The sequence below is a fragment of the Crossiella sp. S99.2 genome (assembly GCF_023094165.1).
Classification (GTDB): Bacteria; Actinomycetota; Actinomycetes; order Mycobacteriales; family Pseudonocardiaceae; genus Crossiella.
In genome coordinates this window covers 83033-108735 of the sequence record NZ_JALMDK010000010.1, presented here as the reverse complement: position 1 = coordinate 108735, position 25703 = coordinate 83033, and the positions used below count along the sequence as shown (strand labels likewise).

At 70.2% G+C, this 25703-nt stretch carries 20 protein-coding genes; 10 read left to right on the top strand and 10 right to left on the bottom strand.

Annotated features, from left to right (window positions below):
* Window positions 1–2 precede the first annotated feature (2 nt).
* Both moaA and arfB read right to left on the bottom strand, forming a co-directional pair.
* Window positions 3–1001, bottom strand: a complete 999-nt coding sequence (moaA, locus tag MZC64_RS33070) for a GTP 3',8-cyclase MoaA (protein ID WP_247763489.1) — start codon at window positions 999–1001, stop codon at window positions 3–5.
* A gap of 29 nt (window positions 1002–1030) precedes the next feature.
* Window positions 1031–1456: an alternative ribosome rescue aminoacyl-tRNA hydrolase ArfB gene (arfB, locus tag MZC64_RS33065; RefSeq protein ID WP_247763488.1), complete on the bottom strand. Its 426-nt coding sequence runs from the start codon at window positions 1454–1456 to the stop codon at window positions 1031–1033.
* A gap of 630 nt (window positions 1457–2086) precedes the next feature.
* Between arfB and MZC64_RS33060 the strand changes: the two genes are divergently transcribed.
* Together MZC64_RS33060 and MZC64_RS33055 are read left to right on the top strand one after the other, a co-directional pair.
* Window positions 2087–3868, top strand: a complete 1782-nt coding sequence (locus MZC64_RS33060) for a discoidin domain-containing protein (protein WP_247763487.1) — start codon at window positions 2087–2089, stop codon at window positions 3866–3868.
* A 111-nt stretch (window positions 3869–3979) separates the two neighbouring features.
* Window positions 3980–4357, top strand: coding sequence for a hypothetical protein (locus MZC64_RS33055; protein ID WP_247763486.1), 378 nt, complete (start codon window positions 3980–3982; stop codon window positions 4355–4357).
* On the opposite strand, the gene MZC64_RS33050 is transcribed toward MZC64_RS33055, so the two are convergent.
* Window positions 4338–5651, bottom strand: coding sequence for a cytochrome P450 (locus MZC64_RS33050; protein WP_247763485.1), 1314 nt, complete (start codon window positions 5649–5651; stop codon window positions 4338–4340). The genes MZC64_RS33055 and MZC64_RS33050 overlap by 20 nt on opposite strands.
* Before the next feature lie 47 nt (window positions 5652–5698).
* Here MZC64_RS33050 and MZC64_RS33045 point away from each other — a divergent pair, with 47 nt between their 5' ends.
* Window positions 5699–6463, top strand: a complete 765-nt coding sequence (locus MZC64_RS33045) for an alpha/beta fold hydrolase (protein WP_247763484.1) — start codon at window positions 5699–5701, stop codon at window positions 6461–6463.
* A 131-nt stretch (window positions 6464–6594) separates the two neighbouring features.
* On the opposite strand, the gene MZC64_RS33040 is transcribed toward MZC64_RS33045, so the two are convergent.
* From MZC64_RS33040 to MZC64_RS33020, 5 genes are all read right to left on the bottom strand, one after another.
* Window positions 6595–8538 carry a DUF5107 domain-containing protein gene (locus tag MZC64_RS33040; protein ID WP_247763483.1) on the bottom strand — a complete coding sequence of 648 codons (1944 nt, stop codon included), beginning with the start codon at window positions 8536–8538 and terminating at the stop codon, window positions 6595–6597.
* A complete protein-coding gene (locus MZC64_RS33035) occupies window positions 8535–9413 on the bottom strand; it encodes a carbohydrate ABC transporter permease (protein ID WP_247763482.1) in 879 nt (292 codons plus the stop codon). The genes MZC64_RS33040 and MZC64_RS33035 overlap by 4 nt, the downstream gene beginning before the upstream one ends.
* Window positions 9414–9429: 16 nt before the next feature.
* Window positions 9430–10389 carry a carbohydrate ABC transporter permease gene (locus tag MZC64_RS33030; protein ID WP_247763481.1) on the bottom strand — a complete coding sequence of 320 codons (960 nt, stop codon included), beginning with the start codon at window positions 10387–10389 and terminating at the stop codon, window positions 9430–9432.
* Window positions 10389–11684, bottom strand: coding sequence for an ABC transporter substrate-binding protein (locus tag MZC64_RS33025; protein WP_247763480.1), 1296 nt, complete (start codon window positions 11682–11684; stop codon window positions 10389–10391). The genes MZC64_RS33030 and MZC64_RS33025 overlap by 1 nt, the downstream gene beginning before the upstream one ends.
* 150 nt (window positions 11685–11834) lie before the next feature.
* On the bottom strand, window positions 11835–12620 hold the full coding sequence (locus MZC64_RS33020) for a DeoR/GlpR family DNA-binding transcription regulator (protein ID WP_185003687.1): 786 nt from the start codon (window positions 12618–12620) through the stop codon (window positions 11835–11837).
* A gap of 149 nt (window positions 12621–12769) precedes the next feature.
* Here MZC64_RS33020 and MZC64_RS33015 point away from each other — a divergent pair, with 149 nt between their 5' ends.
* The 5 genes from MZC64_RS33015 (at window position 12770) to MZC64_RS32995 (ending at window position 18485) form a co-directional block, all read left to right on the top strand.
* Window positions 12770–13657 carry an SIS domain-containing protein gene (locus MZC64_RS33015; RefSeq protein WP_247763479.1) on the top strand — a complete coding sequence of 296 codons (888 nt, stop codon included), beginning with the start codon at window positions 12770–12772 and terminating at the stop codon, window positions 13655–13657.
* 16 nt (window positions 13658–13673) lie between these two features.
* On the top strand, window positions 13674–14513 hold the full coding sequence (locus MZC64_RS33010) for a class II fructose-bisphosphate aldolase (RefSeq protein WP_247763478.1): 840 nt from the start codon (window positions 13674–13676) through the stop codon (window positions 14511–14513).
* Window positions 14510–15415: a 1-phosphofructokinase family hexose kinase gene (locus MZC64_RS33005; protein ID WP_247763477.1), complete on the top strand. Its 906-nt coding sequence runs from the start codon at window positions 14510–14512 to the stop codon at window positions 15413–15415. Before MZC64_RS33010 ends, MZC64_RS33005 begins: the two co-directional genes overlap by 4 nt.
* A 556-nt stretch (window positions 15416–15971) precedes the next feature.
* A complete protein-coding gene (locus MZC64_RS33000) occupies window positions 15972–17387 on the top strand; it encodes a Gfo/Idh/MocA family protein (RefSeq protein WP_247763476.1) in 1416 nt (471 codons plus the stop codon).
* A gap of 93 nt (window positions 17388–17480) precedes the next feature.
* The gene (locus MZC64_RS32995) at window positions 17481–18485 is read left to right on the top strand and encodes a LacI family DNA-binding transcriptional regulator (protein ID WP_247763475.1); all 1005 of its coding nucleotides are present in this window, start codon (window positions 17481–17483) and stop codon (window positions 18483–18485) included.
* 52 nt (window positions 18486–18537) lie between these two features.
* On the opposite strand, the gene MZC64_RS32990 is transcribed toward MZC64_RS32995, so the two are convergent.
* Complete coding sequence (locus MZC64_RS32990; protein WP_247763474.1) at window positions 18538–22410, bottom strand: glycoside hydrolase; 3873 nt, start codon at window positions 22408–22410, stop codon at window positions 18538–18540.
* A 113-nt stretch (window positions 22411–22523) separates the two neighbouring features.
* Window positions 22524–22670 (bottom strand): hypothetical protein, encoded by a 147-nt coding sequence (locus MZC64_RS32985; RefSeq protein ID WP_247763473.1) that lies wholly within the window; start codon window positions 22668–22670, stop codon window positions 22524–22526.
* Window positions 22671–22894: 224 nt separating this feature from the next.
* Between MZC64_RS32985 and MZC64_RS48910 the strand changes: the two genes are divergently transcribed.
* Together MZC64_RS48910 and MZC64_RS32975 are read left to right on the top strand one after the other, a co-directional pair.
* Complete coding sequence (locus tag MZC64_RS48910; RefSeq protein ID WP_247763472.1) at window positions 22895–24970, top strand: histidine kinase; 2076 nt, start codon at window positions 22895–22897, stop codon at window positions 24968–24970.
* Window positions 24963–25631, top strand: a complete 669-nt coding sequence (locus MZC64_RS32975) for a response regulator transcription factor (RefSeq protein WP_247763471.1) — start codon at window positions 24963–24965, stop codon at window positions 25629–25631. Before MZC64_RS48910 ends, MZC64_RS32975 begins: the two co-directional genes overlap by 8 nt.
* The last annotated feature ends 72 nt before the right edge of the window (window positions 25632–25703 follow it).

The following is a 25703-nucleotide window of genomic DNA, read 5'->3' as shown; positions in this document are numbered from 1 at the left end:
GGTCAGCCGCCGATGGCGCTCATCGGCCGGTCCGGCTGGGCGAACCCGGGCCGGTCGATCCCGTGTCCGGCGGGCTTGACCCACATGGCTGCCCGCCACAGTCCGGCCAGTTCGGCGTCACTCGCGCCGCCGCGCAGAGCGGCCCGCAGGTCGGTCTCGGTGTGCGCGAACAAACAGGACCGCACCTGCCCGTCCGCGGTGAGCCGGGTCCGCGCGCAGTCCGCGCAGAACGGCCGCGTGACCGAGCCGATCACGCCCACGGTCGCCGGTCCCCCGTCGACCAGCCACCGCTCGGCGGGCGCCGACCCGCGCTCCCCCGGCTCCGGCGTCAACTCGAACTCCCGCCGCAACATCGCCAGGATCTCCGCCGCGGACACCATCGCGTCCCGATCCCAGCCGTGCTGCGGGTCCAGGGGCATCTGCTCGATGAACCGCAACTGGTACCCGGCCGCCAGGCAGAACCGCAGCAACGGCACCGCCTCATCCTCGTTGACCCCGCGCAACAACACCGCGTTCACCTTGACCGGCCCCAGCCCCGCCCGCCGCGCCGCCCGCAACCCGGCGAGTACCTGATCAAGCCGATCCCGCCGGGTGATCCGCAGAAACCGCGGCGCCCGCAACGTGTCCAAGGAGACGTTCACCCGATCCAAGCCCGCCGCAGCCAGTGCGTCGGCAGCGCGTACCAGTCCAATCCCATTGGTGGTCAACGCGATCCGCGGCCGGGGCTCCAGTGCGGCCACCCCACGCACGATGTCGGCCAGATCCCGCCGCAACAACGGTTCGCCACCGGTGAACCGCACATCCCGGACCCCCAGGTCACGCACCGCGATGCCGATCAACCGGACGAACTCCGCGCCAGTCAACAAATCCGGCTTCGCCAGCCAGTCCAGTCCCTGTTCGGGCATGCAGTAGGTGCAGCGCAGATTGCACCGGTCGAGCAGCGAGACCCGCAGGTCCGTCGCCACCCGGCCGAACGAGTCCAGCAGCCCAAGACCGGTCATCTGCATATTGTATGCCAAAAAGCGGGAACCTAGTCGTCGGTACTACGCCGATCCCGCTTCAACGCGCCCCGCTGCTGCTTGGCCGTCAGCCGCCGCTCCCGCGCGCCCCGGCTCGGCTTGGTCGCCCGCCGCGGCGGCGCAGGCGGCAACACCGCGTCCCGCAACAAGCTCGCCAGGCGTTCCCGCGCGGCCTTGCGATTGGCCAGCTGCGTCCGGTACTCCGAAGCCGCGATCGTCACCACGCCGTCGATCAGCCGAGGCGCCAGCCGCGCCAGCGCCCGCCGCCGCACATGCTCCGCCAGCACCCGGGATCCGACGACGTCAAAGGACAACTCCACCCGGCTGTCCGCCGTGTTGACCCCCTGTCCGCCAGGCCCGGAGGACCTGGAGAACCGTTCACTCAGCTCCGCGCCGGGGATCACCAACGCGGCGTTAACCCGCAGGTCCTCGGCCATACCCCAAGAATGCCCCACCACCCCCACCCACACCAACCACATTCCCCCCACCCCGAGTGTTGGCCGATCTCGTACGCCGCGTTGGCCGTTGCGGACCGTGTGTTGGCCGAAGTCGGACGCCCTGTTGGCGACTTCGCCCCGCCGTGCCGATCTTCCGCCGAGTTGGGCCAACTGGTACGCCGGTTTTGCCCAAGCGGGCGTACCAGTTGGCCCAAGTGGTACGGGCGTGTGGATCATGCCGCCGATTCGCCAACAGAGTCGCCGTACGCCGAGTTGGCCGTTGCGGACCGATCCCCGCCGACTTGGCCCAACTCGGCGTCCCACTTGGGCCAACCCGGCGTACCACTTGGGCCAACCCGGCGTACCACTTGGGCCAACCCGGCGTACCACTTGGGCCAACGACCTGTACCACTTCGGCCAACGACCTGTACCACTTCGGCCAACTCGGCGTCCAGATCGGCCAACACTCGGTGTGGGGTGGGGTAGACCTCGGCTGTCCGGGTGGGGCCGAGTGGACTGGATCGATCCAAATCGGGGCCGGTCGTCGCCAGACCTCCGATGACCTCTTGCCGCTGCCTACCCCCGGCGGTAGATCCTGGGGCGCACCCGCCGCGTCGAGGAGGCACTCTGATGTCCGCACCCGGTCGGCGACGTTCCGCCATCGTCGTCCTGATTTCCGTTCTCGCTCTGCTCGGCCTGGGCGTGACCCCGGCCACCGCGGAGGTACAGCATCCCCGCCAGGACTGGTTGCGGGCCTCCACCGCGGGGCTGTTCCTGCACTGGGGCATGCGCACCTCGCCCGGCTACACCAGCTGCTCCGCCTGGGAGAACGCGATCACCTCCGGCGGTTGGAGCCCGGACTACTGGATCACCGAGGCGCAGAAGCTGCACTCGCAGTACCTGGTGCTGGCCTCCTTCCACAGCAGGCTGGGCTACAGCAAGGCCTGGCCGTCCAAGGTGCCCGGCAGCTGCTCCACCAAGCGGGACTTCGTCCGGGAGCTCCTGGACGCGGCGAACAAGCGGGACATGAAGGTCATCATGTACATGACCGACGACCCGCAGTGGCACCAGGAGGGCAGGCCCAGCGGCAGTTGGCTGGACTCGGCGGCGTACTCCAAGTACAAGGGCCGGAATGTCGACATCACCACCCGGGACGGGTTCGGCGAGTTCAGCTCGGACAGCATTGTCGAAGTGGCGCAACGGTATCCGGATCTGTCCGGGTTCTGGATCGACAACGACAACGCCTACTGGGAGCGCACCGGCCTCTACGAGCGCATCCGCAAGGAGCGGCCGCATTTCCTGCTGAGCAACAACAACGAAGACACGCCGATCATGGACACCATCAGCAACGAGCAGAAGACCGGCATGTCACCGAACTACGACTACCCGCAGGCCGTCTACACCGCCGCGCCACGCCTGATCGAAGCCTGCTTCAAGCTGCCCTCCGCGGGCGCCTGGTGGTACTCCGGCTCTGACTCGACGGTGGACTACAAGCTCACCCTCGGCCGCTATCTGACCAACCTGGGCTCCGACGTCAAGGCGCTGATGGCCGAGACCGCCATGGTGAACGGGAAGTTCCCGTCGAAACAGGTGGCGTTCAACAACTTCGCCGCCGGCTTCTTCGGCGAGATCCGGGAGTCGATCTACGGCGTGCACGGCGGCGGGTACGGGCACGGCGGACTCAAGCCGGGCTTCTGGAACGACGGCGCGCACGGGGTCACCACGGTGGCCAAGGCCGATCCGAACCGGCACTACATCCACGTGCTCAACCGCCCCTCCGGCAGCACACTTCGCCTGCGGGACAACGGGTACAAGGTGGCCAAGGTGACCAACCTGCGCACTGGCAACCCGGTGACCTTCAGCCAGGCCAACGGTTCGCTGACGCTGACCGGGGTGACCAACTGGAACGAGTACGACACCGTGTTCCGGGTGGACACCGACGGCCGGGCCGGGGTCTACCCGTCCTCGGCCTTCACCGTGACCGCCTCCGCCTCGGCCTCCGGGCACGCCCCCGCCGCGGTCAACGACGGGAACCACGCGACCTACTGGGACAGCAACAAGTCCACCCCGGTCTCGTTGCGCTTCGACCTCGGCTCGGCGAAGCCGGTGCGCTATCTGGCGGTGAACCAGCGGGAGGACTCGGTGAGCTACGCCCGCTCCGGCACCGAGCAGTCCGCGCGGATCAAGGACTACCGGGTCTATGTGAGCAACGACGGCAGCAACTGGGGTTCGCCGGTGGCCTCCGGTCAGCTGGCCAGCCATCGCGGCGTGTCCTTTGTGGACATCCCGCAGGCCACCGCCCGGCATGTCCGCCTGGAGGTGGTCAACACCTGGGCCGCCTCCAGTGACGGCACCCGGCACAAGCGGCTGCGGGTGGACGAGGCCTGGCTGGGTTCGGCGTTCGTGTCCTGACCCTGCGCGATCATCCGGGCACCGGCGGTGCGCGTGGTGTGGCCACTCGGCTGAGTTCTCCTGGCCGAAAGTCCGAGCCATCCGCGCCGCCGGTGCCGCATGGTGGAGGACGTGGGGAAACGAACTCGGGACATCCTGCTGCTGACCTGCTGTGTTGCCGCCATCGGCGCGGCGGGCCTGTACATCCACGGCATCATGACCGGGCTGAGCGGCGCGCCGATCCGCCAGGGCGAGGCCAGCGCGGAGCGCACCGGTCAGACCACCGAGGGCAAGGTGGAGATCCGGCTGACCGAAACACTGCGGGTCGGCGAGGCCCAGCACGCCCAGGTGGTGCCCAGCGGCACCGTGCTGCAGGTCGACGCCAAGCTGTTGCCGACCGGTGACGGCGCGTTGCGCTGCAAACTCGGTGTGCAGGCCGGGGCCAAGGACACGCCGCGGGTGTCGGTGAACAGTTGCGCGGCGAACGCGGTCAGCCAGCGGGTCGACTAGACCAGCGGATCGGCAGCCGCTTCACCCCGTTCTGGAAGTTGGACCGCAACCGGGTCACCGGACCGTTCGGTTCGACCTCGCCGAGCTGGTCGAACACCGCGGTGAACATGGCCCGCAACTGCACCCGGGCCAGGTGCGCGCCCAGGCAGAAGTGCGGGCCGTGGCCGAAGCCGAGGTGGTCGTTGGGGGTGCGGGCCGGGTCGAAGCGGTCCGGGTCGGCGAAGGCGCGTTCGTCCCGGTTGGCCGAGCTGAACCACACCACCACCTTGTCCCCGGCCGCGATGTCGACGCCGCCGAGCCGGGTGTCCACTGTGGCCGTTCGCCGGAAGTGCATCACCGGTGTCCACCAGCGCAGCATCTCCTCCACCATGCCCGGCACCAGCGACCGATCGGCCAGCACCCGGCGGTATTCGTCCACAGTGGACATCAGCGAGATGAGTCCACCGGGGATGCCGTTGCGCAGGGTTTCGTTGCCCGCCACCGAGAACAGCCAGAACAGGTTCTCGAACTCCTCGATGCTCACGGACTCCCCGTGCCGCATCAGGTTGCTCATCACGTCCTCGCCGGGATGGGCCCGCTTGTGCTCGCCGAGGGCCCGCGCGTAGGCGTAGAGGTCCGGCATTCCGGCCCTGGTCCGCGGATCCGGCACCCGGCCGTGTGCGTCCGGCGCCGGTCGTAAGGCCAGCGCGGCGCGGGCCATCGGGCTGGAGCCGCTGTCGTCGACCTGGCTGCTCACCGCGTATTCGGGGTCCTGGTAGCCGATGGCCCGGTTGCTCCAGTCGAACATCAGCCAGCGGTCCTCCCGCGGCACCCCGAACACCTCGGCCAGGGTGAGCAGTGGCAGGTCGGCGGCGACCTCCTTGGCGAAATCGCATTCGCCGCGCCCGGCCACGGCGGCGACCAGGTCGTGCGCCCACTGCTGGATGCGGTCTTCCAGGCGGGCGAGGGTGCGCGGGGTGAACGCCTTGGCCAGGAGGGTGCGCAGCCGGGCGTGTTCGGGTGGGTCCAGGTTGAGCATCATCCGCCGCACGTAGGCCAGGTCGGCGGGGGTGGCGGGGTCGCGGATCTGGGTGGCGCCGAGTTGCGAGGAGTAGACCTTCGGGGTGCGCAGCACCTCTTTGACCTCGGCGTGCCGGAGCACCGCCCAGAACCCGGGGCCCGCGTTCCAGGTGTCCACAGCGGGTTCGGGCACCCACACCACGGCCGCCCGGTCCCGCAGCTCGGCCAGTTCGGCGTGCGGTACCCCGGTCAGGTAGGTGTCCGGGTTGAAGATCACCTCGGTCGCATCTGCCACGGATGGATTCTTACCCCGTCCCGGCCCGCTGCGGCAGGATCATCGTCATGGGAGACATTTCGGCGCCGGGTTTCCGGCGGGGCGGTCCCGAGGACGGCCCGCTGCTGGTCCTGCTGCACGGCCTGGGCGCGACCGGCGCGGTCTGGGACGGCCTGATCGACCTGCTGCCCGCGCACTGGCCGGGCGGCTGGCTGGCCCCTGACCTGCGCGGACACGGGGCAGCGCCCCCGCTGTCGCGGTACTCCTTCGGCGGCCTGGCCGCCAGGGTCGCCGCCCACCTGCCCACCGACCGCCCGATCGCCGTGCTGGGCCACTCCCTGGGTGGGGTGCTGGCGCTGACCCTGGCCTCCGGCTGGTTCGGCGTCCGGGTGACCGCCGCGGCCGGGCTGGGCGTCAAGGTGCGCTGGAGCGAGGAGGAGCTGGCCAAGGCCGCCGCACTGGCCGGCAAGCCCGCCCGCGAGTTCGCCACCCGCGCCGAGGCCGCCGACCGGCACCTCAAGGTCTCCGGGCTGCTCGGACTGGTCGCCGAGGACTCCCCCGCGGTCAGCACCGGCCTGGTCTCCTCCGACGGTTCCTGGCGGCTGGCCCTGGACCAGCGGGCCTTCGGCGTCGGCGCGCCCGACCTGCCCAGCCTGCTCGCCGCGGCCAAGTGCCCGACCGTGCTCGCCGCGGGCGAACACGACCCGATGAGCCCGGCCGAGCACCTGCGAGCCCTGGTGATCGAGCCGCTGATCCTGCCCGGCCGAGGCCACAACGCGCACGTGGAAGCCCCGGAATCACTGCTGCCCCTGCTGGAACGACTCCGGCTCTGACCCGTCACCCACCCCACGTCGAGTTGGCCCAAGCCGTACGTCCAGTTGGCCCAACCGGGCGTACCACTTGGGCCAACTCGACGATGGGCGCGGGCTGGAACGGGTCACCGGCAGCGCTGCCGGTGGCCTGCCTAGACGTGCATGCGGAAGTCGTAGTGCGCGGGCAGTGGGGTGTCCGGGCAGGCTTGGGCCCACAGGTGGTCCAGGCTGATCTCGCCCTCGCGCAGGTCCGGCACCTCGATCCCGGCGCGCAGCAGGTCGGCCGCCCGCTCCGGCTGGCCGGCCGCCAGGTGTGCCTGCACCCGCAGCAACTGCACCCGGCCGTGCCCGGCCACTGACGGCGGCAACCCGGCCAGCACCTCCAGGGCCAGGCCGGGATCACCGGCTTGGAGCAGGGTGGCCACGGTCTCCACCGCGAGCTGCCACACCTCCGGCGCGGCCGCCAGGGCCTGCCGGAACAGGGGGCAGGCAGTGGCCAGGTCCTGTTGTTCCGCGGCCACCAAAGCCAAGGCGCGCAAGGCCCAGGGCGAGGAGTTCAGCGCGAGGGAGCGGCGGTAGTGGTCGGCGGCCTCATCCAGGGCGCCGGCGCCGTGGGCCAGCACGCCGCGGTGGTAGGCGGTGGCCCAGTGTTCCGGTGCGGCGGCCAGGCGCGCCGACCAGTCCGCACCGTCCACATAGGACGATGGCGGGTCCGCGGGATCGGGTTCAGGTAGTTCGCCGGTGCGCAGCAGGTGCAGCCAGGGGACCTGGTCGGGGCCGAGGGTGTCCTCGGCGAACGGGGTCGACTCCGGTGGCAGCGGGTTTTCCTTGGCCAGCGCCCGGCGGTGGCGTTCCACCGCGCCCCAGCCACCGCCGGCGGACAGCGGCGCGACCGGGGGCAGTTTGGCGGTCACCTCGCTGTACTCGTGCAGGGCCGCGTGCAGGCAGGCGGTCGGGCTGGTCTGGTCCAGGGCGCGGGTCACCTCGGCCACCGCGGCCGGCCAGTCCCCGTGCACCAGCGCCGGATCAGTCCGGAGTGGACCGTAGGTCTCCACCCAGGTCCAGTCCGCGCCCGCGGGCATCGGCAGGTGCTCGTACTGGGTGCGGGCCAGTCCGGCCTGGATCTCGCAGTACGGCCCGGTGTCCGGACCGCCCAGCCACTCCTGCCAGTGCCGCCCGCCGACGGATTCACCCCAGCAGAACAGTTTCCGGCCACGCAACCGCCCAGTGGACGCCTGGGCCAGGCCGTAGCCGGTCTCGTCCAGGGCGGCGATCCACGGGCGGCCGTCCAGGTCCTCGGGCAGGTCGTGGAAGAAGTCGGCCGCGTCCGGGATTCCGGCCGGATAGGTGGTTTCCAGTTCGCGGTGCACCGGAACGTCCACTCTGGACAGTTTGCCGCTGTAGTGCGTGCGGAAGGCACTGGTGGACGGGGCCAGTACCCGGGTGCGCGAGGTTTCGGCGACCGCGGTGTTGGACCACCAGTACAGCGGCACTTCATGCGGCTGCGGGTTGTGCACCCGCACCCCCACGTGCAGCACCGGCGAGTCCTCGGCCAGCCAGGCGTCCACCTGGAATACCAGGCCGCGCAACCGTTCCCACTCCCACAGTCGCAACGCAGGCACCCCGCCGGGGCCGCGCACCTGGGCGGCGTGCAGTGGCGCGCAGGTGAACGGGCTGTGCCCGCGGGTGCCGATGTTCCACTCCACACCGCCGGCGAACCAGGCGTTGCGCAGGGCCAGGTTGGCCGGTTGCAGCAGGGTCGGCACGTGCAGCAGTTCCCGGCCGGCGACCAGGTCGGTCAGCGACCACAACCGGCCGCCCAGCGCGGGCACGAACACCGCCCGCAGCAGGCCGTTGTCCAGCACCACCGTGTCCACAGTGGACTCCTCCGGCGCGCGCCGGTAGTCGTCCTGGGTCAGGTAGGGCAGCATGCTGCGGACGTGGCCGTACCGGGCCCCGGCGGCCAGGTCCTCGGGCACCTCGGACAGGTCCACCGCACCGGCGCCGTCGGGCAGTCCGGCCAGTGGCGGCAACGGGTTCTCCGCGCCGACCGCCGACATCGGCAGCCTCAGGCTGCCCCTCTGGATGGATGTCATTTGACCGCCCCCACGGTGAGGCCCTCGATGATCCGCCTGCCCAGCCACACGTACACCGCCACCATCGGCAGCACCAGGATGCTCACCCCGGCGAACAGCGTGCCGTAGTCCAGGCCCGCGTACTGCTGGGTCTGCAGGAAACCCAGCAGCGACAACGACAACGTGTTCTTGCTGGTGTTCTGGATGAACACCAGCGCGATGAAGGTCTCGTTCCACAGCCCGATCACGTTGAGCATCAACGCGGTCAGCAGCCCGTTGCGCGCCAGCGGCAACACGATCTGCACGAACGTGCGCACCGAGCCCGCGCCGTCGATGGCCGCGGCCTCCTCGATCTCATCGGGCAGCGAGGCGAAGAACCCGGTCAGCAGGAACACGGTGAACGGCACCGACAGCGCCACGTAGAGCACGAACAGGCCGAACAGGCTGTTGATCAGCCCCAGCTCCTGCATGAGCACGTACAGCGGGATCACGATGACCTGCACCGGAATCCCGATGCCGATCGCGAAGAACACCGCGGTCGTGCTGGAGATCCGGCTGCGGGTCTTGGCCAGCACGTAGGAGGCTGGCGCGCACACCGCGACCACCACCACCGAGGCCGTGGCCACCACGATGATCGTGTTGAGCGCGGCCTGGCCGAAGTTGCTGTCCACCCAGGCGCGGACGAAGTTGCCGAACTCGCCGAAGGTGTCCAGGCCCCAGGGCTGCCGGAAGATCGAGGTGTGCTCGCGCAGCGCGGCCAGCAGCATCCACAGCAGCACGCCGATGTTGAAGGCCACCAGCAGCCACGCCAGGGCGAGACCGACGGCGCGCGCCGGCTGCCGTTCCCGGCGGAGTTTCGGCACGGCCTCCTCGGCCGGAGTCATGGTCGATGTCATGGCGGACCCTTCCCGCTCAGAACTGGACGGCCTCGCGCCGCATCAACCGGCGCAGCAACACCACGAGCACGATGACCACGGCCAGGGTGGCCACCGCGGCGGCCGAGGCGTAGCCGAACTGGTACGCGGGCACCCGGCCACCGAAGGTCTGGCCGTAGACGAACAACGCGCTGTTCCAGATGCCGGGTGTCGGCATGTCGTTGCTGGTGCCGCCGAAGGCGTAGATGAACTCGAAGATCTTCAACGAGGAGATCGTCCAGATCACCGCCGCGGTGGCCACCACATCCCAGGACAGCGGCAGCGTGACGAACCGGAACCGCTGCCAGGCATTGGCCCCGGCCAGCGAGCAGTCCTCGTACAACTCGGTCGGGATCTGGTCCACCCCGGCCATGATCACCGTGGTGTAGAAGCCGGTGTTGATCCACACCAGCCCGATCGCCACGATCAGGAACAGGTGATCGGCGATCCAGTTCGGTCCGGTGCCGCCCAGAACCGCCTGCCACGCCTTGTTCACCAGGCCGTCGCTGGAGAACAGGAAGCCCCACAGGATGGAGAGCACCAGCGGCGCGACGATGTAGGGGAAGAACAGCACCGAGCGCACGAACTTCCGGCCGCGCATCTCCCGCAGCACCATGGTGAAGGCGAAGCTGACCGCGAAGGTGGTGACCCCGACCCCCACCAGGATCAGCATGGTGTTGGTGAAGGAGGTCAGGAAGATGGCGTCGTCCAGCAGCACCAGGTAGTTGTCGAAGCCGCGTGGCTTCATCTCGCTGACGCCGTCCCAGCGGTGGAAGGAGATCCACACCGAGGCGAGCGTCGGGCCGATGAAGAAGACCAGGTACAGCAGCAGCGCGGGCAGCAGGAACGGCCAGAAGATCTGACGGCGGCGGCGGGCCAGCGGTCCGGACGCGGCCGCGCCGGCGCCGGCCCGCCGTGCCGGCGCGGCTACGGCCACCGGCACGGCGGGGGCGGCCATCAGCCGTTCTTCTTCCAGTAGTTGACCTGCGCGGTGGCCAGCTGGGTCAGGAACTGGTCAACGTCGATCTTGCCCTTGATGAGCTGGTCGTTGGCCGGGTTGAACACCTCGACGTTGTAGTTGACGAAGTCCGCGTCCACCCCGTCGAGCGGGCGGGCCAGGTCGTTCTCGGCGAGGGCCTTGCCGACCTCGGCCAGCTCCGGCGGTGCGGGCAGCTTCGCGTTCGGCGTGAGGTTCTTGGCGACGCTGGAGATCTTGCCCAGGTGCTCGTCACCGAGGAAGAACGCGATGAACTTCTCCGCGTTCTCCGGGTTCTTGGCCCGCTGCGGGATGGCGAAGCCGATGGTGGAGGCGGGCACGTTCACCTTGCCGCTCAACGAGGGCATCGGCATGAACTTGAACTGGAAGCCCGGCTTGGCCTTCTTGCCGACCTCACTGGGGATCCAGCTGCCGCAGTTGACGAAGTCCGCCTCGCCCTGAGCCCACTTCTCCTGCACGGCCGGGAACTTGCTGCCGTCGTAGCCCGGGATGAAGTACCCGGCCTGTGCCAGCTTGCGGATCTCGCCGACCGCGTTCTTCACCGCGGGGGTGTTCCACCCGGTGCCCGCCCGGTCCTTGGCCAGCTCGTTGACCTTCCCGGGGCCGAGCAGGCCCTGGAGCAGCGCGATGGTCCAGTAGGCGTTGTAGTCGCCGATGTCGCCGTCGAGCGCGAGCGGGCTCGCGCCCTCGCCCTTGCGCTTGGCCAGCAACTGGGTGAAGTCGTTCCACTGTGTCGGCGGCTTGCCCGCGACCTCGGGCAACGTGGCCCCGTTGTAGAACAGACCGAAGCCGAGCAGGGTGTACGGCAGCATGAACAGCTTGCCGTCCTTCTTGGCGTTGGTCAGGTAGCGGTCCGGCACGACCTCGGAGACCTTGGCGCCCGCCGGCGTGGCCGAGCCGTAGAGGCCGGTGAGGTCACGCTGGGCGTTGTTGGTCACCAGGTTGGCCCGGACGGTGTTCTCGTCCTGGTCCACCAGATCCGGCAGCTCACCGCTGCGCAGCGCGGGAACCACCTTCTTGAGCACGTCGCGGCCCTGCCACTCGATCTTGACCTCGATGCCGCTGCTCGCCTTGAACGCCGCCGCGGCCTCCTTGAGGACCTGGGCCTGCGGCTCGTTTTCCTTCCACATCGACCAGTAGGTCAGCGCTTTGCCGTCGCCGCCCGCTCCCCCCGAACCGCACGCCGCCACCGTCAGGCCGAGGCCCGCGGCCAGCAGCACGGACAGCCCGCGCCTGGCCTTCTTGGACAGGATCATGACTTCTCCCCTGATTCTCGCCAGTGAGCGAAGGATGGTCACGACTTGCGTGATTTCGCTCATGCTCGCGGTGAAATGCGCAGTAGTCAACACTACGGCGCGAACCGTAACCGCATCCCTGCTGTGCGTGACATCCGGTCCACATCCGCTCTACACCCGAACGACGTCCACCCCGCGTTCGGTGAAGCGGCGAACGTCCTCCTCGCTCGCGTCGACGTCAGTGACCAACACGTCCACGTCCTCGATACCGCAGATGCGGGCGAAGGCACTACCGCCGATCTTCGAGGAGTCCGCGACCACGACGACTTTCCGGGCGCGGGCGGCGAGCAGCCGGTTGATGCTGGCCTCGCCCTCGTGGTGGGCGGCGGCGCCGCTGACCGGGTCGATGGCGTCCACGCCGAGGAAGGTGATGTCCAGGGTCAGCTCGTCCAGGATCTTGGTTCCCAGGGGGCCGATCAGCTCGTAGGACTGCGGCCGGGCCACCCCGCCGGTGAGCACCAGTTTCACCTGCGGGCGGACCGCGAGTTCGTTGCCGATGTTGAGCGCGTTGGTGACCACGGTGATCGCGGTCTCGCCCTCCACGTGCGGCAGGTCGCCGCGGGTGGCCAGCGCGCGGGCCACCTCGGTGGTGGTGGTGCCGCCGTTGAGGCCCACCACCGAGCCGCGCGCGACCAGCGCGGCGGCCTCCTTGCCGATGCGTTGTTTCTCATCGGCGTGCCGCACGGACTTGTAGCGCAACGGCAGGTCGTAGGAGACCGCGTGCGCGACCGCGCCGCCCCTGGTCCTGGTCAGCAGCTGCTGACCGGCCAGGTGGTCAAGGTCCCTTCGGATGGTCGCGGCCGAGGCGTCCAGCTCGGCGGCGATCTCGTCGACCTCCACCCGTCCGCGCTCGGCCAGGATCTCCAACAGGGTGTTCAGTCGCTCGTACCGGTTCACCACGCACCTCCGCGACCATGATCGCTCATGCCACCCTCGACTGTGAATGGTCGATCATGCACTATTGTTGCGTATTGTGCGCACTTACACGCAGCAACGCGCACAGTTGGCGCAATCTGGGGACCACAGGGGACACAAGGAGGCGCGCCATGACGGAACAGCCGTTCGTGGTGACCGAACTGGGCAGCCAGCCCGCATGCTGGCGCAGGGCCGCGGCGCTGGCCGGACACTATGCCGAGGTATTGCCTAGAGACGGTGAACGGGTCGCGGTGGTGGGCTGCGGCACATCCTGGTTCATCGCACAGGCATACGCGGCGTTGCGCGAGTCGGCGGGGCGCGGGCACACCGACGCCTTCGCCGCCTCGGAGTACCCGGCAGGCCGCCGCTATGACCGGATCGTGCTGATCACCCGCTCCGGCACCACCACCGAGGTGCTCGACCTGGCGAGCCGGGTGAGCGATCCGACGGTGGCGATCACCGGGGACGCGGACACGCCGATCCGCACCGCGGCGGACGCGCTGGTGCTGCTGGACTTCGCCGACGAGCGTTCGGTGGTGCAGACCCGCTTCGCCACCTCCGCGCTGGCCCTGCTGCGGGCCAGCCTGGGCGAGTCCCTGGACGCCGCGATCGCCGACGCCGAGGCCGCGCTGGCCGAACCGCTGCCGCCGGAACTGGTGCACGCCGAGCAGTTCACCTTCCTGGGCCGGGGCTGGACCTGCGGCATCGCCCAGGAGGCCGGGCTGAAGATGCGCGAGGCCGCCTGCGCCTGGACCGAGTCCTACCCGGCGATGGAGTACCGGCACGGCCCGATCAGCATCACCGGCCCGAACCGGGTGGCCTGGATGTTCGGCCCCGCGCCGGAGGGCCTGGCCGAGGACGTGGCCGCCACCGGCGGCACGTTCCGGCAGCACCCCAGGGACGCGATGGCCGACCTGATCGTGGTGCAGCGCCTCGCGGTGGCGATCGCCGCCGCCAAGGGCCTGGACCCGGACCAGCCCAGGCACCTGACCCGCTCCGTCATCCTCGACCACTCCTGACGAAAGGCCCCGCGCCGTGCCGTTGCGTCCCACCGGAGAGATCGTCGCCGCGGCCGTCGCGGCCGGCCGCGGCGTGGCCGCCTTCAACGTCATCCAGCTCGAACACGCCGAAGCCCTGGTCACCGGGGCCGAACGAGCGGGCGCGCCCGTGGTGCTGCAGATCAGCCAGAACTGCGTGAAGTACCACGGCGCGCTGGCCCCCATCGGCCTGGCCACCCTGGCGGTGGCCCGCGCCGCCACGGTCCCGGTGGCGGTGCACCTGGACCACGCCGAGGACCCGGACCTGGTGCGCGAGGCGGTGACACTGGGCTTCACCAGCGTCATGTTCGACGCGTCCACATTGGACTACGCGGACAATGTCGCCGCCACCAAGGAGATCACCGACCACTGCCACGCGCACGGGGTGTACGTGGAGGCCGAACTGGGCGAGGTCGGCGGCAAGGACGGCGTGCACGCGCCCGGCGTGCGCACCGACCCGGCGGAGGCCGCGGCCTTCGTCGCCGCCACCGGCGTGGACGCGCTGGCCGTCGCGGTGGGCAGCTCGCACGCGATGCTCACCAGGGACGCCAGCCTGGACTTCGAGCTGATCACCCGGCTACGCGCGCGGGTCCCGGTTCCGTTGGTGCTGCACGGATCCTCCGGCGTGCCCGACGCCGACCTCACCACCGCGGTCGAGTCCGGCATGACCAAAATCAACATCGCCACCCACCTGAACAAGACCTTCACCGGGGCGGTGCGCGACTTCCTGGCCGCCAATCCGTCCACAGTGGACACTCGCAAGTACTTCGCCGCCGGCCGGGAAGCCGTGGCCGTGGAAGCCGAACGCCTGCTCGGCGTGCTGCGGGCCGCCCCGTGATCCTGACCGTCACGCTGAACGCGGCCCTGGACGTCACCTACGGCGTGGACAACCTGCAACCGCACACCACCCACCGCGTGCGCACCGTGCAGACCAGGGCGGGTGGCAAGGGCGTGAACGTGTCCCGGGTGCTCAACGCGCTGGGGCACAACACGGTCGTGACGGGCTTCGTCGGCGGTGCCACCGGGCAGGCCATCCGCGCCGAACTGGAGTCGGCGGGCCTGGCCGCGGAACTCACCGAGATCAAGGCCGAGTCCCGCCGCACCGTCGCGGTGGTCAGCGACGGCGACGCGACCCTGTTCAGCGAGCCCGGCCCGGCCGTCACCGAGGCCGAGTGGGCGGTCTTCCTGGACCGCTTCACCACCCTGGCCGGCCAGGCCGACCTGGTAGTGCTCTCCGGCAGCCTGCCACCCGGCTTACCGGCGGGGGTGTACCGGGAACTGCTGGACATCGTGGCCGGGCGGGTGCCCACGGTGCTGGACGCCGACGGGGAGGCGTTGCGGCAGGGCGTGGCGGGCAACCCGACGGCGGTCAAACCCAACGCGGCGGAGTTGCGCGCGGTGACCGGGGTGGCCGATCCCGCGGCGGCGGCCCGGAAACTGGTGCACGGCGGCGCGTCGGCGGTACTGGCTTCTGGGGGACCGGCGGGGTTGCTGGCGATCACCGCGGCGGGATCCTGGCGGGCCCGGCCGCCCCGGCGACTGGCCGGGAACCCGACCGGGGCCGGGGACGCCTGTGTGGCGGCCCTGGCCGCCGGCCTGGCCCAGGCGCATTCCTGGCCGCAGATCCTGCGCGAGGCGGTGGCGCTGTCCGCCGCCGCGGTGCTGCATCCCCTGGCGGGCAGCTTCGATCTGGCCGCCTACCAGGGCTTCCTGCCGACGATCATGGTGGAGATCGGGTAGCCGCGCCGGGCTGCGGTCAGTACCCGCTCGTGTCCCCGGTATAGCCGCCGCCACCGCCACTGTCCCAGCCACTGCTGCCACCGCTGCTGCTGTGGCTGCTGTGGCTGCTGTGCGACGAGGACGAGCTGGACGAGCTGTGCTGCTGGTGATAAGCAGCCGAGGCCGCAGCGGCGGAGTCGGGTGTGGTGTCGCTGCTCGCGGCCAGACGCGGGCTCTCCTCGCCCTGCTCCCGGACGGACCGGCAGTGCCGGCATGAGGCGTCGAAATGCGAGTGCCTGTTGCAGTGAGCCATCACTTCCCCCTCCACAGTGGGCCTGTCGACGTGACCGTATTGCCCGATCCCGCGCACCAACCACCTGGTTCGAGGGTCAGTCCCGGAGCGGTGTTGTCCCCTCCCTGTTGACCGTTGTCGATCCTTGTTGACTTGCCCGCGCAACCGATCACGACACCCTCCGATCGTCGGGTCCCGCTGATCGTCGAGCTGTGTAAACCTGCCTTTACTGCGTACTACTGCTTGGAACGACGAGGTTTCAGTCAGGTTCGATCAGGAGGCGTCATGACGGAGCAGGACCGGCCCACGTCGTCGATCTCCCGGCGCTCGCTACTGGGCACCAGTGCCGCGGTGGCCGGGCTCGGGCTCACCGGGCTGGGCGCGGGGGCTGCCGGGGCGGCGGCCGCGGCGGCCGCGGCGGGCGAGGCGGACACCGGGCGGGCGCCCGCCGCGCGCGGGAAGACGATGATCGGGGTGCCGTTCGCCCGGCACGAGACGGTGCGGGTGGGCATCATCGGCCTGGGCAACCGCGGCGGGTCGATGATCGCGATGTTCCTGGCCACGCCAGGGGTGCGGGTGACCGCGTTGTGCGACACCAACCCGGCGGCGTTGCAGAAGGCGGCCAAGGCGGTGCGGGACGCGGGGCAGCCCGAGCCCGCGGTCTACGGCAAGGGCGAGCGGGCCTACGAGCAGCTGTGCGGGCGGGATGACGTGGACTTCGTCTACATCGCCACGCCCTGGGAATGGCACGTGCCGATGTCCCTGGCCGCGCTCTATGGCGGCAAGCACGTCGGGGTGGAGTGCCCGATGGCGCTGACCCTGGACGAACTCTGGCAGCTGGTGGACGCCTCCGAGCGCACCCGGCGGCACTGCATCCAGCTGGAGAACTGCTGTTACGGCCGCAACGAGCTGCGGCTGCTGCGGATGGTGCGGGCCGGGGTGTTCGGCGAGGTGCTGCACGGCGCCGGGGCCTACATCCACGACCTGCGCGAACTGCTGCTCTCCGACACCTACTACGCGGCCGAGTGGCGGCGGGGCTGGCACACCAAACTCAACGCCGACCACTACCCCACCCACGGCCTCGGGCCGGTGGCCGGGTACTTCGGCATCCACCGCGGCGACCGGCTGACCCGGATCACCTCGATGGCCACCCCTGCGGTCGGCATGGCCGAGTACCGGCAGGCGCACGAGGAGCCGGGCGACTCCTCGTGGAAGGAGCACTACGTCAAGGGCGACACCACGATGAGCCTGCTGCAGACCGCCAACGGCAAGGTGATCCGGTTGCAGCACAACGTGTCCAACCCCTACCCGTACAGCAGGCTCAACCAGGTCGCCGGCACCAAGGGCGTGTTCGAGGACTACCCGCCGCGGATCTACGTCGAGCCCAAGCACTCCGGGCACAAGTGGGGGTCCTTCGACGACTTCAAGTCCTTCGACCACTGGCTGTGGACCGACATCGGCCCCGGCCCCGGCGGACACGGCGGCATGGACTACCTGATGATCTACCGGACCATGCAGACCATGCGGCTGGGCCTGCCGCCGGAGGTCGACGTCTACGACTCGGCGGCGTGGAGCGCGCCGGTGCCGTTGAGCGCGGAGTCCATCCGGCGCAAGGGCGCGTCGGTGGCCATCCCGGACTTCACCAGGGGCAAGTGGCGGGACAAGTCACGGCCCACGCTGGATTCGGCCAAACCGGCATAAAGCGGGCGACGGCGGTGCGGCCGATGTAAACGGTCGCATCGCTGTTACCTGCGCGTCCCCGATCCGTGTGGTGACGCTGGGTAGGATGATCGAGTGCGACAACGGGGTAGTACGGGAGCGCCGGCGACCATCCGCGATGTCGCGCGCCAGGCGCAGGTGTCGGTGGCCACTGTCTCGCGGGCGCTCAGCTCGCCGAACCTGGTGCGGGAGGAGACCAGGGAGCGGGTGCTCAGCGCCGCGGCCGAGCTGGGCTACCAGCCCAACCGGGCCGCCCGCGGGCTGATCACCGGGCGCACCGGGAACCTGGGCATCGTGGTGCCCGACCTGGACAACCCGTTCTTCACCGGGGTGCTCAAGGCGGTGCAGGCCGCGGCGGTGCAGGCCGACTACTCGGTGTTCGTCGCCGACAGCGACGAGGACCCCCTGGTCGAGGAGAAGCTGGTGCGCACCATGGCCCAGCAGGTGGACGGGCTGATCGTGTGCTCCCCCGGCCTGTCCGACGCCCCGCTGCTGGCGGTGGCGGCCAAGTCCAGCCTGGTGCTGCTCAACCGGGTGCTGCCGGAGGTCCCGGCGGCCCTGATGAACGCCGCCAACGGGATCGCCCAGCTGGTCGCGCACCTGGCCGAACTCGGGCACCAGCGGGTCGCCTTCCTCAGCGGCCCGGACACCTCCTGGTCCAACACCCAGCGCCGCAACGGCCTGCGCGCCGCCGCGCCCAAGCACGGCCTGACCGTCACCGAACTCGGCCCGTACCCGCCCCGCTACGAGGGCGGCGTGGCCGCGGCCGAGGACGTGCTCGGCACCGAGGTCACCGCGATCATCGCCTACAACGACGTGATGGCCCTGGGTGTGCTGGCCCGGCTGCGTGAGCAGGGCGTGCGGGTGCCCGAGGACATGAGCCTGACCGGCTTCGACGACCTGGTCTTCGCCGGGCTGTGCGATCCGGCGATGACCACGGTGGCGATGCCGGTGCGCGAGGCCGGGCGGCTCGCGGTGGAGCTGTTGCTGGCCGGTCCGGGCGAGGACGGCGCGCCGGTGCGCCAGGAGTGGCTGGACACCAAGCTGGTCGTGCGCGCCACCACCGCCCCACCCCGCTGACCCGACACGGCGGCCGCACGGGTTTCCGTGCGACCGCCGCCTGATCATCGGGTTACTTCGGCGCCACCATGCTGCTCGCGGTGGTCAGGTGGGCGGGATTGGCCAACCACTGCGGTCCCCACGCCACCTCCAGCCTGCCGTCGGCCGCGGTCAGGCTCGGCGCGGTACCGCTCTGCGAGCCCCGCGCCACGTAGTGCTGCGGCGCCCAGGCCGCCCCGTCGGAGCTGTAGGAGCCGTACAGGTTCCCGTCGGGGCTGATACCCCGCCACGCCGCGTACAGCTTGCCGCCAGTGGCCGCCAGCGCCGGGCTGCCGCCAGTTCCCCCGTCCGGGGCCATCCGGCTGACCAGGGTCCAGGTCACCCCGTCCGGCGAGCTGGCCAGGAACATCCAGCTGCTGTTGAACGCCTTCCAGGCCGCGTGCAGCTTGCCGTTGAACACCGTCAGCGCGGGCCGGACGTTGGTCATGTGCCCAGCCAGGGTCACCGTGGCCGGAGTCCAGCTCAGCCCGTCGGCGCTGGTGGTCAGGTACTGCTTCTGGTCCTTGCCCAGGTACAGGCCGTACAGCTTGCCGTTGAACACCGTCAGCGCCGGAGAGTCGGTGTGCCGCACCGGATCCGGCAGCTCGCTGGTGCTGGTGATGGCCCAGTCCTTGCCGTCCGCGCTCATCGCCCGGTGCTCGGTGAACACCTGTCCCCTGGTGAAGCCACGCCACACCACGACCAGTTTCCCGTTGAACTCCACCGCGCTGGGCGCCGCGTTGAACTGGGGGCTCCCCTCGGCGATCTTCACCTTCGGCGACCAGCCCCTGCTGTCGCTGACCGAGGAGTAGATGTGCCCGTCCGCACCGGCCCAGGTGGCGAACCGGCCACCGCGGAAGGTGGTGATCGACGGGGTGGCCAGCTGAGACACACCGGCGTCCACCGACACCGGCGTGCTCCAGATCGCCGAGGCGGGGGCCTGGGCCTCCGGACCGGTGATCGGCGGGCCGAAGTCCTTGTCCGGGTGCAGTTCCTTCATCGCCAGCCACAGCGAGCGCAACTGGCCCTGGATGCCGGGCAGGGTCTGGTCAACCCCCTCCCAGCGCTGTTTGAACTGCTCGGCGAACCGCGCGGCGAGCCGGTCCTTGCGCTGCTTGAACTGCTCGATCAGGCAGGACACCACCGGGTCGGAGCTGGCCATCGAGGCGGTCTGCGAGCACAGGCTGGGCGCGTCGGAGCGGGCCGGGTCCCAGGCGGGTTTGCCCTCGTGGTTGTTGTTCGCGGCGAGCTGGAACTCACGGGCCAGGTAGGCGCTGTTCTCCTCGTTGACGCCATAGAGCTGCTTGCCGCCGCGCAGCAGACCGCGCAGATACTCGTCGGTGTTGAGCGCCTGCGGGAAGCCCAGTTCGGTGTAGCGGCGGATCAGCTGGGCGGCCAGGTTGGTCTCGAAGGCGCGGTTGCCGTTGTTGAGGTGCTGGGCGACCTTGCCGTAGTACTCGGTCCGCTTGTTCTTCAGGAAGTCGTTGCCCCGGTTGGTGAAGAAGGTGATGGCGTGGGAGGTGTCCGTGTGGGGCCGGGCGGTGCGGTCGAAGTTGGCCTTCAGGCCCCGGTCCCAGTTGTCCCGGACGAAGTTCCGCATCGGCTCGAAGCCGGGCCAGCCGTCCGGGTACCGGTGCACGTGCCCAATGGTCTGCCGCGCGGTGTAGGGGCCGTGGCCGGGCACGTCGATGATGTCCTGGACGATGACAAACACGTCGTACTGCCGCGGGTTGCCCGCCACCGGACCGCTCTGCGTGCTCCAGCACTGCCGGTAGGGCAGGTCCTGGACGTAGCGGAGGAACTGGATCGGCGGGTCCAGGTGCGGACCGGCGGTGCTGCCCGCCTTGGACAGCGAGAAGGTGTTCGCCTGCGGGGTGCATTCGGTGCTCGTGGCCGGGGCGTTCGCGGGCTCGACCGAGCCCTGGTCCGGCGCGCGCCACAGGCTGTAGTTCTTGCCGCCCTTGACATCGCCCTCCCGACCGGGCGCCTCGCCCAGCAGTGACTCGTACTTGCCCCGGTAGTTCTCCAGCAATCCGCTGAACAGCTTGTTCGTGGCCCCGTTCACCCCGGGGCGGCTGAACGCCAGCGCCTGGTCCCGGATGTTCTTGCCCTTGTCCAGCAACACCTTGCCGCGATCCTCCTCGATGCGGTAGGCCGGGTTCTGCGCGCGCAGCACCGTGTAGGCGGTCGCGCCGATGCCCCACACCGCGGCGTTGCCGCCCTCCGGGGCGCTGAACCCGGGGTCGAGTCCGGCGTTGGCCGCGTACCAGGCCAGGTAGCTGGTGATGCCGCCCTCGCCGTGCAGGTTGAGGTTCTCCGCGACCTTGGCAGGCACGGTGGAGTAGTTGGCCTGCGGCACCACGAAGAGGTTGTTCGTCGGCGCCTGCACGCCCATCGTGTAGAAGGCGCTCTCCGCGTCGGTGAACTTGGCATGGGGCAGCTCCGCGCCACCGCGCTTGCGCTTGTAGTCGATGGTGGCGTCGACCATCTCCCACTTGTTCAGCTCGTAGAGCCCGGCCACCGCCTTGAGCAGGGTGGAGCCGATGATCTGGTTCTGCGCGCTGAGCGAGGTCAGCACGGCCAGGATCGACTCGGTGTTCGCCCGGACGTAGGCCACGCCCGATTCCAGCCGCCGGAACTCGCCGAGCATCCGGTCGTAGATCACGTTCAGCTTGGCGTCGACCTTGTCGAAGCGCTCGTTCATGTTCTGCTGGATCGCCGCCAGCTGCTCCCGCATGGCCCTGATCTCGTCCAGGATCTGCTGGTTCACATCCGGCCCCGCACCGCCGAAGACCGAGACCAGGCTGCTGATCGCGCCGATGACGTTGCCGGTGAAGGCGACCGTGGCCAGCGAGAACACCGAGTTGATCACGCGGAAGGCGGTGATCGCCTTGTTCACCGCGGCGGCCACCTGCACGGCCCCTGCGGTGAACTTGCTGATCTGCCTGCTCAGGTCGGGGTTGACCCGGCCGACCAGCCAGGCCATCGCGTTCAGTCCTGCTTCGGCGCCGTCGATGAAGTCCTGGCGCTTGGCCTCCTCGGCGCGCGCGGTCTCCTTCTGCGCCTCGGTGGGCTCGCGCGGGGTGACATCCGGCGGGTTCTCCTTGGCCGCGCGGCCCAGTTCCTGGGTCCAGTTCTTGCGGTGCTCGTACAGCTTGGTGGTCAGCGCGCGGAACTGGTCGGTGGCCTCGTTCTGGAACTCGACCGGGCCGAGCCTCCCGGCGGCCAGGATCTTGTCCACGTCCAGGACGGTGCGCAGCTTCTCGCTCTGCCCCAGCTGGGTGGCGTCCGCGCCGGCGTCGACCTTGAGCGTGTTGCCCAGTCCGGCGTTCCAGGCGGTGCGGAAGGCGTTGTCGGCGCGCGCCGCGGCCGCGACCCCGCCCCACACCTGGGCCTGCGCCACCGCGTAGTCCTGCCGCCAGGCGAACTGCGGCTGCGCGCCGCTGACCCGGTCCTCCGGCTTGCCGGAGACGGGCACCACGTTGAGGCCGAGCATGGCGGTGTTCAGCGTGGTGAGCTGGGTGCCGCCGGTGGCCGCGCCGGGTGCGCCGCGGGCCGCGTTGAGCGCCGCGCCCACCGCCTCATGGGAGTCCCTGGCCCAGGTGCGGTCCGGCACGGCGGCGTCCAGGTGCGCGCGGACGGCGGTGAAGTGCGCGCTGACCGCGGTGCCGTCGGCCTGGGGGTTGCGCGCCCGCCAGTCGGCGAGTTCGGCGCTGGCCACCAGGTGCCGGGCGAGGCCGTCGTCCCGGTCGGCGATGCGCATGTGGCTGCCGAAGAGCGTGTTGGCCAGGCCGGCCGGATCGGTGGGCACCTCGGCGTGCGCGGCGGGCGCCACACCGGCCGTGCCCGCCAGCAGCGCGGCGCCGAGCAGGATGGCGGTGATTCTTCGTCGTTGCGGTGGTCTCATGATCCCCTCCGTGGGTCTGCGGGCGCCGCGAGTGTTGATCGCGAACACCCCGGACCGGCAGGGGTGGGCCGTATCCAGCGCTGAGTGAATACGGCTGACCTGGGGAAACCACCTCAGCTGCGGCGGCGGGCCGCCGATCCGGCCGGCGTGCGGGCCGGTGCGGGCGGGCGCGGCCCGGCCGGTGCACGCGGCGGCGGCTGCTCGATCCGCTGGCCGACCCGGGCACACACCGAGTCGCGGTGACTGATCCGAACGCCCATCACGGTTCCCAACGCCGAGACGCGGGCTCCTGGACACCCCCAGGTGCTCCAGGAACCCGCGTCGAAAGGGGGCCCTTCCGTCATCCTCTTGCCTGTCGAAGTCTGCCGGGGCGCGCGGCCGCGGGTAACCAGGCCCGCCTTGATTCGCTATGGAGGTTTTCCGCCATAGCCATGTAGTGCGACCTTCCTGTACGCGCGGGGGCGGCAGCCCGCAGAATGAGCGGGTGACGGGGAAGGACTGGCCCATTCGGCTGCTGGCTACCGCCGCCGGGCTGAGTCTGCTGATCACGATCCCGGTGACGCTGTTCGTGCTGCCCGCGCGGCTGACCCTGTCCTGGGCGCTGACCGCGGTACTGCCCTGTTACGCGGCCGGGCTGCTGGTCTGGCGGGCCGCCCCCAGTCACCCGGTCGGGCGACGACTGATGGTCTTCGGCTCGCTGCTGGCGATCGGGCTGGTCACCAACTACCCACTGCACTTCCTCACCACGCCCGAGGACTGGATGCCCGCCGGCTTCTGGGTGTGGTTCGGCTCCACCGGCAACGAGATCCTCGAGTTCGTCTTCAACATCCTGATCATCTACCTGGTCGCACTGCTGCCCGACGGCCGCTACCGGCACCGCTACGAGCGGATCCTGCTGCGCTCGCTGTGGTTCCTGCTGCCAGCCCCGCTGATCGCCGCGCTGGCCGGGCTGCCGATCGAGATGATGTACCTGTGGTCGCAGAAACCCTTCGCCTGGCTGCACGTGGGCGCCGGGATCATGCTGCTGATCCGCTGCCTGCTGGCCCGCCGGGATGGACGGCCGCAGCCCTGGGTGACCTCGCTGGCCATCCTCACCATCACGATCATGCTGGCCAGGGCGGTGCTGCTGCTCACCCGCAACTGGCGGGTCGACGTCGACGAGGGCTGGTACTACGTCATCGGCCGGTTGATCGGCACCCTGCCGTACTCCCTGGTACCGGTGATCGTGGTGGTCGCCGCGCTGCGCAGGCAACTGCTCGGCGTGGACATCGTGGTGCCGCGCTCGGTGGTCTACGGCCTGTTGTGGCTGGTCATCGGCGGCTGGTACCTGGGAACGGCGACCATGCTCGGCTGGACTGCGGGCCAGTACCTGCCGGTCGGACTGGTCGCGCTGGTCACCGCGGCCGCGATGCTGCTGTTCCAGCCGTTGCGCGCGCAGCTCAACCAGGCCGCCGCGCGCCGGGTGTACGGGCCGCGGCTGAGCGGGTTCGAGCTGCTGGTGCAGTTCGGCACCACCCTGGAACACGCCTACGACCTGCCCCGGCTGGCCCCGCACCTGGCCAGCAGCCTGCAGAGCGGGCTGAACCTCAAGTGGGCCAGGGTCGAACTCGGCGGCGCCGCGCACCCGTGCAGTCCGCCGGTGGTCAGCGTGGCGGGCACGGTCACCGACGAGCCGGCCACCCGGTTCCCGCTGCGGCACGCCGAGGAACGACTCGGGGTGATCGAGTACGGGCCCAAGGTCGACGGCCGGTTCACCCCGGAGGACCACGCCCTGGTGGAGAGCCTGGCCCGGCAGGCCGCGCTGGCCGTGCACAACGCCAACCTGGCCAAGGCCCTGGGCATCCAGGTCGAACAGGTGTCCCGGCAGGCCAGTGAGCTGGAGGCGTCCCGGACCCGGATCGTGCAGGCCCAGGACACCGAGCGGCGGCGGATCGAACGGCAGCTGCACGACGGCATCCAGCAGGAACTGGTCGCCCTGGTGGCCAAACTGCGACTGGCCCGCAACCAGTTCAACCGCGGTGGCGAGGCGGCCGGGAACACCCTCACCGAGGTGCAGGACGACGCCTACCGGGTCATCGACGAACTCCGCGAACTCGCCCACGGCATCCACCCGCCGGTGCTCACCGACCAGGGCCTGATCGCCGCGGTCACCTCGCGGGCCCGGCGGCTGCCGATCCCGGTCACCGTGGACTGCCCGCCCGAACTGCGTGCCGCCCGCTTCGGCGTGGACGTGGAGGAATCCGCGTTCTTCCTCATCTCCGAGGCGCTGACGAACGTGCTCAAACACGCCGGGGCCAGTGCCGTGACCGTCCACTTCGGACACCACGACGGCGACCTGACCGTGGCCGTGCGCGATGACGGCCGCGGCTTCCGGCACGGCGGCGGCGGACTCGGCCTGACCGGCATGCGCGACCGGGCCGAGGCGGTCGGCGGCGCGCTCACCATCGCCAGCACCCCCGGCGCGGGCACCACCATCACCGCCCGGCTACCCGCCGCGGCCCGCGAACCGTCCACTTCGGACTGTCCTATCGAGATCGTGGAGAACACCGCTGATGCCTGAGCCGCTGCGGATCGTCATCGCCGAAGACCACTACCTGGTGCGCGAGGGCACCCGGCGCCTGCTTGAGGACAGCGGCGAGGTGCAGGTGGTCGCGGCGGTGGGCACCGCGGAGGAACTCCTGGACGCGGTCCGCCGGTTCCGCCTGGACGCGGTGATCACCGACATCCGGATGCCGCCGGGCCACAACACCGAGGGCATCACCGCCGCGCACCACATCCGGGTGCACCACCAGGACATCGGCGTGGTGGTGCTGTCCCAGCACGCCAACGAGCAGTACGCCTTCGACCTGTTCCAGCACGGCACCGACGGCCTGGCCTACCTGCTCAAGGAACGCATCGGCGAGGTCGACGAACTGCTGCGGGCCCTGCACGAGGTCCGCGCCGGCCGTTCGGTGATCGACCCGCGGATCGTGGAGGTGCTGCTGGGCAGCCGGGCCAAGGCCGCCGACGCGCCACTGACCCGGTTGAGTCCGCGCGAGCTGGAAGTGTTGCGGCACATGGCCCAGGGCAAGACCAACCGGGCCATCGCGGAGTACCTGACGCTGTCCGAGTCGACCATCGAGAAACACGTCAACTCCACCTTCGCCAAACTCGGCCTGGCCGAGGAACCCCAGGTGCACCGGCGGGTCAGCGCGGTGCTGACCTACCTGCGGCACGCCTGAGTACGACCTTGGTCGTAGCCGGACCGCCCCGGCCGCCGACCTGTGGCAGACGACGGTGACCGGCCCGGATTC